General features: G+C 58.1%; 15 protein-coding genes. 2 read left to right on the top strand and 13 right to left on the bottom strand.

Annotated features, from left to right (window positions below; genetic code table 11):
• Together AC3WOS_RS21850 and AC3WOS_RS21845 are read left to right on the top strand one after the other, a co-directional pair.
• Positions 1-270: type II toxin-antitoxin system ParD family antitoxin (locus AC3WOS_RS21850; protein ID WP_492718500.1), on the top strand; the 270-nt coding region annotated here is incomplete at its 5' end.
• A complete protein-coding gene (locus AC3WOS_RS21845) occupies positions 270-689 on the top strand; it encodes a type II toxin-antitoxin system RelE/ParE family toxin (RefSeq protein ID WP_492718498.1) in 420 nt (139 codons plus the stop codon). The genes AC3WOS_RS21850 and AC3WOS_RS21845, both read left to right, overlap by 1 nt.
• 3 nt (positions 690-692) lie before the next feature.
• Here AC3WOS_RS21845 and AC3WOS_RS21840 read toward each other — a convergent pair whose 3' ends face one another.
• The 13 genes from AC3WOS_RS21840 to AC3WOS_RS21780 all read right to left on the bottom strand — a co-directional run bounded on the left by AC3WOS_RS21840 (position 693) and on the right by AC3WOS_RS21780 (position 10034).
• A complete protein-coding gene (locus AC3WOS_RS21840) occupies positions 693-1310 on the bottom strand; it encodes a hypothetical protein (RefSeq protein ID WP_492718496.1) in 618 nt (205 codons plus the stop codon).
• A gap of 79 nt (positions 1311-1389) precedes the next feature.
• A complete protein-coding gene (locus tag AC3WOS_RS21835; RefSeq protein ID WP_492718494.1) occupies positions 1390-1896 on the bottom strand; it encodes a hypothetical protein in 507 nt (168 codons plus the stop codon).
• A gap of 78 nt (positions 1897-1974) precedes the next feature.
• A complete protein-coding gene (locus tag AC3WOS_RS21830; protein ID WP_492718492.1) occupies positions 1975-2487 on the bottom strand; it encodes a hypothetical protein in 513 nt (170 codons plus the stop codon).
• 100 nt (positions 2488-2587) lie between these two features.
• Positions 2588-3010, bottom strand: a complete 423-nt coding sequence (locus tag AC3WOS_RS21825; RefSeq protein WP_492718490.1) for a hypothetical protein — start codon at positions 3008-3010, stop codon at positions 2588-2590.
• Positions 3011-3212: 202 nt separating this feature from the next.
• Positions 3213-3500 carry a type II toxin-antitoxin system RelE/ParE family toxin gene (locus tag AC3WOS_RS21820; RefSeq protein ID WP_492718488.1) on the bottom strand — a complete coding sequence of 96 codons (288 nt, stop codon included), beginning with the start codon at positions 3498-3500 and terminating at the stop codon, positions 3213-3215.
• The gene (locus AC3WOS_RS21815; protein WP_492718486.1) at positions 3488-3745 is read right to left on the bottom strand and encodes a CopG family ribbon-helix-helix protein; all 258 of its coding nucleotides are present in this window, start codon (positions 3743-3745) and stop codon (positions 3488-3490) included. The genes AC3WOS_RS21820 and AC3WOS_RS21815 overlap by 13 nt, the downstream gene beginning before the upstream one ends.
• Before the next feature lie 190 nt (positions 3746-3935).
• A complete protein-coding gene (gene gltA / locus AC3WOS_RS21810; protein WP_492718484.1) occupies positions 3936-5240 on the bottom strand; it encodes a citrate synthase in 1305 nt (434 codons plus the stop codon).
• A 105-nt stretch (positions 5241-5345) separates the two neighbouring features.
• The gene (locus tag AC3WOS_RS21805) at positions 5346-5627 is read right to left on the bottom strand and encodes an FAD assembly factor SdhE (protein WP_492718482.1); all 282 of its coding nucleotides are present in this window, start codon (positions 5625-5627) and stop codon (positions 5346-5348) included.
• 76 nt (positions 5628-5703) lie between these two features.
• The gene (locus AC3WOS_RS21800) at positions 5704-6414 is read right to left on the bottom strand and encodes a succinate dehydrogenase iron-sulfur subunit (protein ID WP_492718480.1); all 711 of its coding nucleotides are present in this window, start codon (positions 6412-6414) and stop codon (positions 5704-5706) included.
• A 10-nt stretch (positions 6415-6424) separates the two neighbouring features.
• Positions 6425-8203 (bottom strand): succinate dehydrogenase flavoprotein subunit, encoded by a 1779-nt coding sequence (gene sdhA / locus AC3WOS_RS21795; protein WP_492718478.1) that lies wholly within the window; start codon positions 8201-8203, stop codon positions 6425-6427.
• Between the two features lie 2 nt (positions 8204-8205).
• Positions 8206-8571, bottom strand: coding sequence for a succinate dehydrogenase, hydrophobic membrane anchor protein (gene sdhD, locus AC3WOS_RS21790; RefSeq protein ID WP_492718476.1), 366 nt, complete (start codon positions 8569-8571; stop codon positions 8206-8208).
• Positions 8571-8993, bottom strand: a complete 423-nt coding sequence (sdhC, locus tag AC3WOS_RS21785) for a succinate dehydrogenase, cytochrome b556 subunit (protein ID WP_492718474.1) — start codon at positions 8991-8993, stop codon at positions 8571-8573. The genes sdhD and sdhC overlap by 1 nt, the downstream gene beginning before the upstream one ends.
• 231 nt (positions 8994-9224) lie before the next feature.
• On the bottom strand, positions 9225-10034 hold the full coding sequence (locus AC3WOS_RS21780) for a GntR family transcriptional regulator (RefSeq protein WP_492718472.1): 810 nt from the start codon (positions 10032-10034) through the stop codon (positions 9225-9227).
• Positions 10035-10196 lie beyond the last annotated feature (162 nt).

Here is a 10196-nt window from a genome sequence, read left to right as displayed (position 1 = left end):
GTGCCCCCCCCCCCCATGAGTAACCTCAATATTTCACTGCCCGCTCCCCTGAAGCAGTTCGTTGACGAGCAAGTCGCCAAGGGCCGCTACAGCAACGCCAGCGAGTACGTGCGAGAACTAATACGCGCAGACGAAAAGAAACTCGCCGAACAACAGCTCGAGACCTTGTTGCTGGACGGAGTGCATAGCGAAGAAACGCCCTTGACGTCCGCAGACTGGGGCAGTATCCGCGCGGAGGCGCAGGCGACGTTAGCGACACGGAAGAAATAATGGCTACGCGCCGGATAACGAAGCGGGCTGCAGCTCGGCGCGATCTGGTCGAGCACTATGTATATCTGGCGGAGAACGCTAGTGAATCCGTGGCCGAGCGGTTTCTCAGCAGTGCCGAGGCCAGCTTCCAGGAGCTACTTCGACAACCTCTCATCGGCGCCCCGTTGCCCCTGACGCACCCCATGTTGGCCGGTATGCGGAAATGGCGCATACGGGACTTCGATCGCCTCCTGATTTTTTTTTGCGTCGCGTGGACGGCGTGCCCATCATTCGGGTACTTCACAGCGCGCAAGATTGGTGGGCCACACTATCAGAAACACCATGATTGTGCACAGCACGCGCTTGGCCAACGCAGGCTCGTTCTTGCGGTGGCTCCCAGTCCGCTACCGCCCCAAAACGGACTGTCATCATTTCTCTGAGTTTTATATGCCCATGCGGCTCTTTGCGCCCCAAACATAATATGACGGTAGGCCCCGTTGAATACCCGAGCGATAGATTCCAACGCCCTCAGTAATTTTCTCATCTCGCAGATGTTGAAATTGAAGCCTAGCAGCATGCCAAAGCATCTCTTCGACAGTGAATCTTATCCCATTTTCCGCCGTAATTAATGCACTCGGTTTGGGACCACCTTTCGGCCCGAATGGCTCTAGGTAAATTCGTGGCGCGTCAAGTACCACCTTTTCCCCGCTGGCGGCTTGCGAGTGCAATTTTGGGAAGTCAAGCGCCGATGCAGGACAAGTCATTGGCCATTCAATGTCATCGATTCTTGCGAAAGAAAATGGCAAATCGGGCCGATGAACTGCACGTTCTTGTTCAGTATATATTTCAGTCCGGAGGTACGAGGCCTTGTTCAATAAGAACGAGGTTCGAATCCGATAATACGAGACGCGCTGACTTAACGAGTCTATTCCCCACTTAGACGCATGCGGTAACCAGGAATCATACATTACCTGTTCATTATCGAAAGCAAGCACGCGAATTGGGCGGGCGTCCCACTCAGGTTGAAAAACATCTCCCAAATTCAGCTCTTCTATTTCCATTTTTTCAGATGCTATTCAATATGAGTCCGCTGTTGGCCGACTTCTGCCTGAGACGCCAGTGTCAAGCTCAACTCCGGCGTTACGAAGCAATAACCTCCGCTGCTCGGTCCGGCTCGGGCGGCGTGAAACTCCAAGGTTCGCCTTTCGTACAGGTTAGCATGAGGCGCCTTCTAGAAAATAAAAACCGGTTCGCCCGTGAACTTAGCTCCCGGATTCGGAAAGACCAAATTGGTTTTTCGTGCAGACACAAGCGCCATTGGTCATTTGTACCGTAAAACCCAAAATTCAATTCGCGTTCGGCGTGACTTTCAACGTTCTGAACGAAACCGAAATAATCAGGGGTGGTAACGACGTCTCGAATCTTGCCTTCATTGTCGACTAGATGGAACCAATTGCTCACACCGTCAAAGTAGTCGTAGTTCGTCACAACAATAGTGAAACCATCGCACCAGAATTGAGCTGCGATTTCATCCCCACTCACCACGGCCCAGGTTGGATGTCCATCGCGAACCAATCTCCGCTTGTACTCCCTAGATGGGTACCAAGCGGGAAGCGCTAGCAAGGAATATTGCTCAACAGGTTTCATATGAATTGCTGCACCAAGAATGGATACTAAATTTGACCGGCTGCTTGTGGCCGGTGACGGAAGTTCACTAAACTTAACTTACTCTTTCGCCTCAACAATCGTCAGCGACTTCACCAAGGACTTAACGATTTCAAGGTCTGATTTTGAAGGTTGGACCACAGATATGTGTAAATCACCCCATTTCCCATTGCGCGCAAAGAGGAAATGCAAATTAAACATTCGATAGGACTTGTCACCTGAGGGAACCTGCATTAGATACGTGACCTGAAGACCATCTGGTGCCTCATATGCTGCAATTGATCCATTGACAATGTATGGCACGCGCTGAATTTTTTCACCAAAGCATTTATAGATATTCTGAATCGCATCTCCGCCAGAACAGCTGGGTTTTTCAACAAATAGCGAAAGGTTCATGCGGTCAGCAGTGCCAGCGTATGTATAGCCATTGCTGTCACTCGCCTCTTTAATTTTCGTCAACTCTGGCGATTCGAATCTTAGCGCCCATTTTTCGCCAGGAACTACCAGGGACAATGGAGCCGTCTTTCCGGGCATTAATATAAAGAGTGCAATCAAAAAAACATAGCGCAGCATGTCAACCTTAAATTTTCAAGGATATTAATAGACAGGAAATCTCTGATTCTACGTTCAATACGACCATGACCGGCGACTTTCGGCTGACAAGAGGCATTTGCTAGGGTTTGGGCTCTTCGCGCCCCTTCAATGCCTTTGCAAGCTCTACGGTCTGGCGCCAAAGCTGCTCATTCGTCGAAATCGATGCGTCTTTACATACTCCATTCGCGACCGATTTCTCCACAAGAGACTGCTGAAGTTCCAGTGAAGAAGGAGTGCTAATTCGAGAGACAATTGCAGTCGTTTGTTGCGTGTTCAATTGCTTCCCCACTTCGTTGCTGGTTAAAGCAAGAGCCACCGAATATGTCCGGAGCTCGTCCCAGTCAATGCCTCCACTATCCCAGTTGCACGCCCTAGCCTTAAGGGAAAACATCGACGCCAAGGTCGCGTGCTGGAACGCCTGTTGAATGTCATCACGAGAAGCTTCTGCATAGGCCTGACTTGTCAGCAGAAAAGCTACAGCAATAGATATAGGACGTTTCAAGTGTTCCCCTTTGATTCTGAGCTAATGTCGGCATTTGGCCGAATCCAGCCGACGACGGTCAGGATAACATCTTGCCTGCATGCAAAGTTCACGGTTTGTCACGGTGCGGCAGAGGTAGCGCAAGATTGGTGGATCAGACTGCCAGAAACACCTAATCGTGAAAACTGGCCAGTCGACAGGGGCAGCGCTCTGTCGGTAAAACTCAGCCCTTTTCGCGCTGGTGGCGGAGCGCCAAAACGACAATATCGCCGTTCGCAACCAAATAGTGGAGGACATAACCGCTGCTGCCGAAGCGAATCACCCATTCGAACCGGGGAGGAATGGTCCCATCCAGCGGGTGCTCCAGGCGCGGATGAAGAATTAGCACATTGGCTTGCTGGTGTATCGTGCGCAGTACGCGCTTGGCCAACGCTGAGTCTTTCGCGGCCAGAAAGTGATATGTGCGACGCAGACTGGAGGCGGCCTCGGCCGTCCAGATCACACGTGACATGGCGGAGGTTCGGCATCGTCCTCACCGGCCTCCAGCCTGGCGATCCAGGCGTCGATTTCCTCCCCGGTCACATGCAGGCCGGTTTCCTGGTAATGACGCCAGGCATCCGTCCCCGCTTGAATCAACGCCTGACGCCGCAGGTAGTCGGAAATCGCTTCGGCCACCAGCGCATCCGCGCTGACGTTGCGGGCCGTTGCCAATTGGGTCACGCGCGATGCAAGCTGCGGATCCAGTTCGATCGTCACGGCACCTTCCGATAGTGTGTCCATCTCTCAGCTCCAAATCTGCGCGCACCGGAAAGCAAACGTTAGCACATTCGGACCCAATGCTCTTGCGATAGCTCGCTGTCTATCTGCGCACTCTCGCAATAGTGTCACGTCGCCAATAAAAAAAGCGGGCCGCAGCCCGCTTTTTGGTCCTACCTGACAGCCTCGCTTACGCGCGCTTGTCGATCGGCAGTACTTCGCGCGTGGTCGAGCCGACGAACAGCTGACGTGGGCGGCCGATCTTCTGCTCTGGATCGGAGATCATTTCGTTCCACTGGGCGATCCAGCCGATGGTGCGGGCCATGGCGAAGATACCGGTGAACAGCGACACAGGAATACCCAGCGCCGACTGCACGATGCCCGAGTAGAAGTCGACGTTCGGGTACAGCTTGCGCGACACGAAGTATTCGTCGTTCAGGGCGATCTTTTCCAGTTCCATGGCCAGCTTGAACAGCGGGTCGTCGTGCAGGCCCAGCTCGTTCAGCACTTCGTGGCAGGTTTCGCGCATCAGCTTGGCGCGCGGGTCGAAGTTCTTGTACACGCGGTGACCGAAGCCCATCAGCTTGACGCCGGAGTTCTTGTCCTTGACCTTGGCGATGAACTCAGGGATCTTGTCGACGGTGCCGATTTCCTTGAGCATGTTCAGGGCCGCTTCGTTGGCGCCGCCGTGGGCAGGGCCCCACAGGCAGGCGATACCGGCAGCGATACAGGCGAACGGGTTGGCGCCCGACGAACCGGACAGACGCACCGTCGAGGTCGAAGCGTTCTGCTCGTGGTCCGCGTGCAGGATCAGGATGCGGTCCAGGGCGCGCACCAGCACGTCGTTGACCTTGTACTCTTCGCATGGGTTGCCGAACATCATGCGCATGAAGTTGGCGCTGTACGACAGGTCGTTGCGTGGGTAGACGAACGGCTGGCCGATCGAGTACTTGTACGACATGGCGACCAGGGTCGGCATCTTGGCGATCAGGCGGATGGCCGACACTTCGCGGTGATGCGGGTCGTTGATGTCGAGCGAGTCGTGGTAGAACGAAGCGAGCGCGCCGACGGTGCCGACCAGCACCGACATCGGGTGCGCGTCGCGACGGAAACCGCGGAAGAAGAATTGCATCTGCTCGTGCACCATGGTGTGCTTGGTGACGGTGTCGACGAATTGTTTCTTCTGCTCGACGTTAGGCAGTTCGCCGTTCAGCAGCAGGTAGCACGATTCCATGAAGTCGGCGTTCACGGCCAGCTGCTCGATCGGGTAGCCGCGGTACAGCAGCTCGCCCTTGTCGCCGTCGATGTAGGTGATCGACGAGTTGCAGGCGGCGGTCGACATGAAGCCCGGGTCGTAGGTGAACTTGCCGGTGCCGGCGTACAGTTTGCGGATGTCGATCACGTCCGGACCCACGGTGCCCTGGTAGATAGGGAACTCGATCGATGGGCTGCCGTCGGAGAACGATAGGGTAGCTTTGTTTTCAGAGGTGTTCATGGACTCTTCCTTCTTGGAGAGATGAGGCAAATTAAAAAAGGCAAATAATTCTGGACATGCAGGCAGGCGGGCGCCACATCGTGCGCGGCGTGACCGGACCGGCCGTCAAGCTTGGCGCAGACGCTGCAGCAGTGCGTGCACATGCGGCAGATCGACTTCGCCTTCCGGCTCCTTTCGAGCCAGCACCAGATCCATCAGGGCATTGTCCGACAAATCGAGGAGCCGCGTGAATGCGTCCACTTCCTCGTCGGTCAATTCGGTTTCATGCGCATCGAGAAAACGGGTCAGGATAATGTCGTTTTCCAGCAGGCCACGGCGGGCACGCCAGCGCAGGCGCGCGCGGTTGGCCGGGTCGGACTGATGCGCAGCGGTATTCGGGACTGTCATGTTGATTTCGCACCTTGCAGCGAGTACTACAGCGGGCGGCGGCCGGCGCCGCCCGCAAGGGGTCCTGCTTTGCCGCTTAGATGGCGCGGCGTACCATCAATTCCTTGATCTTGCCGATGGCCTTGTTGGGGTTCAGACCCTTGGGGCAAACGTCGACGCAGTTCATGATCGAGTGGCAGCGGAACAGGCGGTATGGATCTTCCAGGTTGTCCAGACGGGCGCCGGTGGCTTCGTCGCGCGAGTCGGCGATGAAGCGGTAGGCTTGCAGCAGGCCGGCCGGGCCGACGAACTTGTCCGGATTCCACCAGAACGACGGGCACGAGGTCGAGCAGCAGGCGCACAGGATGCACTCGTACAGGCCGTCGAGCTCTTCGCGCTCGGCCGGGGTCTGCAGGCGCTCTTTCTCGGGCGGGATCGAGTCGTTGATCAGGAACGGCTTGATCGAGTCGTACTGCTTGAAGAACTGGGTCATGTCCACGATCAGGTCGCGGATCACGGGCAGGCCAGGCAGCGGACGCAGCACGATAGGCTCGGTCAGCTCGTTCAGGTTGGTGGTGCAGGCCAGGCCGTTCTTGCCGTTGATGTTCATGGCGTCCGAACCGCACACGCCTTCACGGCAGGAGCGGCGCAGGGCCAGCGAATCGTCCACGTCCGACTTGATGCGCTGCAGTGCGTCCAGCAACATCTTGTCGGTGTCCTTCAGCTCGACCGTCAGGTCTTGCATGTAAGGCTTGGTATCCTGGTCAGGATCGTAGCGGTAAATCTTGAATTTGAGAGTGCGTGCCATGTTCTGACCCTTAGAAAGTACGTGGTTTCGGTTTGAAGGTATCGACCGTCAGCGGCTTGGTGACCACCGGCTTGTAATCCAGACGGTTGCCTTCCGAGAACCACAGGGTGTGCTTCATCCAGTTGTCGTCGTCGCGGTTCGGGAAATCGCTGTGCGCGTGGGCGCCGCGCGATTCCTTGCGGGCCACGGCCGAGGTGATGGTCGCTTTGGCCGTCTCGATCAGGTTGTCCAGTTCCAGCGCTTCCACGCGCGCCGTGTTGAAGACCTTGGACTTGTCCTTGAACGAGACGTGCTTGCGGCGCTCGTCGAGCTTCATGATTTCGTCGTAGCCCTGCTTGAGCAGGTCGTCGGTACGGAACACGCCGCAGTATTTCTGCATCGTGGCGCGGATGTCGTTGGCGACGCCCTGCACTTTTTCCGAGCCGGTCGACGTTTCCAGCTTGTTCAGGCGGCCCATGGCGTAATCGGCGGCATCCTTCGGCAGCGGCTTGTTTTCCTTCTGCTTCAGGTTGGAGGCCACCACGTGGTTGCCGGCCGCGCGGCCGAACACCACCAGGTCCAGCAGCGAGTTGGTGCCCAGGCGGTTGGCGCCGTGCACCGAGACGCAGGCGCATTCGCCGATCGCGTACAGGCCGTTGACGATCTTCTGGGTGCCGTCGCCGTTCGGGGTGACGACCTGGCCGTGGATGTTGGTCGGAATACCGCCCATCTGGTAGTGGATGGTCGGCACGACAGGGATAGGTTCCTTGGTGGCGTCCACGTTGGCGAACTTGTGGCCGATTTCCAGGATCGAAGGCAGACGCTTCTGGATGGTGTCGGCGCCGATGTGGCGCAGGTCCAGCATCACGTGGTCCTTGTTTGGACCGCAGCCGCGGCCTTCCTTGATTTCCTGGTCCATCGAGCGGGACACGAAGTCGCGCGGCGCCAGGTCTTTCAGGGTCGGTGCGTAGCGTTCCATGAAGCGCTCGCCTTCCGAGTTGATCAGGATGCCGCCTTCGCCGCGCACGCCTTCGGTGATCAGGACGCCCGCGCCGGCCACGCCGGTCGGGTGGAACTGCCAGAATTCCATGTCCTGCAGCGGCAGGCCGGCGCGTGCCGCCATGCCCATGCCGTCGCCGGTGTTGATGAAGGCGTTGGTGGAGGCGGCGAAGATACGGCCGGCGCCGCCGGTGGCGAAGATGGTGGTCTTCGCTTCCAGGATCATGCATTCGCCCGTTTCCATTTCCAGGGCCACGACACCGACCACGTCGCCTTCGGCGTCACGGATGATGTCGAGCGCCATCCACTCGACGAAGAAGTGGGTGCGGGCGCGCACGTTGCGCTGGTACAGCGTGTGCAGCAGGGCGTGACCGGTACGGTCGGCCGCGGCGCAGGCGCGCTGCACGGCTTTTTCGCCGAAGTTGGCGGTGTGGCCGCCGAACGGACGCTGGTAGATGGTGCCGTCCGGGTTGCGGTCGAACGGCATGCCGAAGTGTTCCAGCTCGTAGACGACCTTCGGTGCTTCGCGGCACATGAACTCGATGGCGTCCTGGTCGCCCAGGTAGTCGCCGCCCTTGACGGTGTCGAACATGTGCCAGAACCAGTTGTCCTCGGCCATGTTGCCCAGCGAGGCGCCGATGCCGCCCTGCGCTGCCACCGTGTGGGAGCGGGTCGGGAACACCTTCGACAGCACGGCCACGTTCAGGCCCGCTTCGGCCAGCTGCAGCGATGCGCGCATGCCGGAGCCGCCGGCGCCGACGATTACCGCGTCAAAGCGGCGGGTTGGGATTGCAGATTTGATTGCTGCCACGATTAAACACTCCAGAGAATTTGCACTGCGTAGAACGCGCACGCGATCAGCCACAGCATGGTGGCGATTTGCAGGGTGAGGCGCAGACCGACGGCTTTGACGTAGTCCATCCAGATGTCGCGCACGCCAACCCAGGCGTGGTAGAACAGGCCGAACAGGGTCACGGCGCTGAACAGCTTGAACCACTGCTGGGCGAACAGGCCGGCCCAGCCTTCATAGCTGAAGTTGCTGCCGGTGAGGAAGGCCACCAGCAGGGTGACCGTGTACACCACCATCAGGATGCCGGTGATGCGCTGCGCCAGCCAGTCTTTCAGGCCGTAGTGAGCGCCCACGACGAGGCGCTTAGGTCCGACGTTATTTCGTGCCATCAGAAAACTCCAAACAATTTGAGGGCGACCAGGGCGGTCAGGGACAGGCTGATTGCCAGTACGGTGGCGGCCGACTTGCGGGCCGACAGTTTGTCCAGGCCGAAGTGCAGGTCCATGAACAGGTGGCGTACGCCGGCGCAGAAGTGCTGCATGTAGCCCCACACCAGCGCCAGGATGATCAGCTTGACCAAGGGCTGCGAGGCGATACCCTGGAAGTAGGCGTAGGAGATTTCCGAGCGCAGGCTCAGTTCCAACAGATAGAGGACGAATGGCAGCAGGAGGAACATCATGAAGCCGCTGATGCGGTGCAGGATGGATACAACCCCGGCCAAAGGCAAGCGGTAGTTAGACAATTCCGTCACATGGATGTTGCGGAATTCGGGCCGTTCCTTTTTAGGCGCTTCCCTTACGGCTTCAGACATAACAAGACCTCCCTTAAGCTTACAAAAAATAGTGAGACTGCGATTTTCGCTTATTTCGCAGCTACCACCAATATCTATTGCTACATATAACAAAAATAGTGTTTTGCAACACTGTCCGGCTGCTACTTTCCGTAGTTCATCGTATTATCAGCTAAACAATGCCAACTTCTGGCATGTTCCACCGGTTGGGCGCCGCGGACGGCGCCCCTGTCTCGCTTCTATCGGCCAAATTTAATTCAGCTCATTCTGGTAATGGTGGTGCGCCGTCAGGTACAGGCCGCGCCGCAGTTCCACCGGTTTATCGCCGTAGGTGAACGACACCCGCTCGGCGCACAACAAAGGCGTGCCGGCGGCGATCCCCAGCAGCTCGGCGGCCGCCTGGTCGGCGCACACGGCGCGGATCTTCTCGGCCGCCCGTATCATGCGGGTGCCGAACTCGGACTCGAACAGGCCGTACATGGGCCCCTTGTATTCCATCAGCCGTTCCGCCGTCAGGCCCTTGAAGGTCTGGCCGGGCAGCCACAGTTCCTCGACGATGGTGGGCACGCCGTCAAACGATTGCACGCGCTTGATGAAGATCAGGGCGTCGCCCGTCTTCAGGTCCAGCAGCCGGGCCACGTCGGCCGGGGCGCGGATGCGCTTGACTTCGATAATCTTGCTTTCGGGATAATGCGGCACGCCTTCGTCGGGCATCAGGCGCAGGAAGCGGAAATGGGCGCGCGCCTCGTGGTGGGTGGACACGAAAGTGCCCTTGCCCTGGCGCCGCATGACGAGGTTCTCGGCGGCCAGCTCGTCGATGGCCTTGCGCACCGTACCCTGGCTGACCTTGAAGCGGTTGGCCAGCTCCACCTCGCTGGGGATCAGTTCGCCCGGCTTCCATTCGCCCGATTGCAGGCTTTGCGTGATGAGGGCCTTGATTTGCTGGTACAGTGGGGAAAAAGTGGGCGAACTGCCCGTTGCCGGCGCCGGGCTCACGGCCGTGCCGGCCGCCCCGCTGGCGGCTGCGCTGTTTGGATTCTGGTTGGGCGGGACGGGATTCATAGACCGCGATTTCACCACAAATACCCCTGGCCGTCCAGCAAAACCACTCCAAGTTATGTGTCTTATATAAGACATAAGATAGGATTGACAGAAGCATCGGACGCGCCTACACTCGCCAGGCTAGCGTTTTCAGGACCTGTGCCGGCGCCCCAGCTCACCGTC

This window comes from Rugamonas sp. FW305-51, assembly GCF_058786935.1.
Note: the sequence above shows the minus strand (reverse complement) of the source record. Positions and strands in the feature narration are given on the sequence as shown.

What these genes read in the sequence shown, in the direction of transcription:
- AC3WOS_RS21780 (WP_492718472.1), bottom strand. Translation starts at nt 10,034, where the DNA reads ATGAATCCCGTCCCGCCCAACCAGAATCCAAACAGCGCAGCCGCCAGC.
- sdhC (WP_492718474.1), bottom strand. Translation starts at nt 8,993, where the DNA reads ATGTCTGAAGCCGTAAGGGAAGCGCCTAAAAAGGAACGGCCCGAATTC.
- sdhD (WP_492718476.1), bottom strand. Translation starts at nt 8,571, where the DNA reads ATGGCACGAAATAACGTCGGACCTAAGCGCCTCGTCGTGGGCGCTCAC.
- AC3WOS_RS21800 (WP_492718480.1), bottom strand. Translation starts at nt 6,414, where the DNA reads ATGGCACGCACTCTCAAATTCAAGATTTACCGCTACGATCCTGACCAG.
- gltA (WP_492718484.1), bottom strand. Translation starts at nt 5,240, where the DNA reads ATGAACACCTCTGAAAACAAAGCTACCCTATCGTTCTCCGACGGCAGC.
- AC3WOS_RS21820 (WP_492718488.1), bottom strand. Translation starts at nt 3,500, where the DNA reads ATGTCACGTGTGATCTGGACGGCCGAGGCCGCCTCCAGTCTGCGTCGC.
- AC3WOS_RS21830 (WP_492718492.1), bottom strand. Translation starts at nt 2,487, where the DNA reads ATGCTGCGCTATGTTTTTTTGATTGCACTCTTTATATTAATGCCCGGA.
- AC3WOS_RS21845 (WP_492718498.1), top strand. Translation starts at nt 270, where the DNA reads ATGGCTACGCGCCGGATAACGAAGCGGGCTGCAGCTCGGCGCGATCTG.
- AC3WOS_RS21835 (WP_492718494.1), bottom strand. Translation starts at nt 1,896, where the DNA reads ATGAAACCTGTTGAGCAATATTCCTTGCTAGCGCTTCCCGCTTGGTAC.
- AC3WOS_RS21840 (WP_492718496.1), bottom strand. Translation starts at nt 1,310, where the DNA reads ATGGAAATAGAAGAGCTGAATTTGGGAGATGTTTTTCAACCTGAGTGG.
- AC3WOS_RS21805 (WP_492718482.1), bottom strand. Translation starts at nt 5,627, where the DNA reads ATGACAGTCCCGAATACCGCTGCGCATCAGTCCGACCCGGCCAACCGC.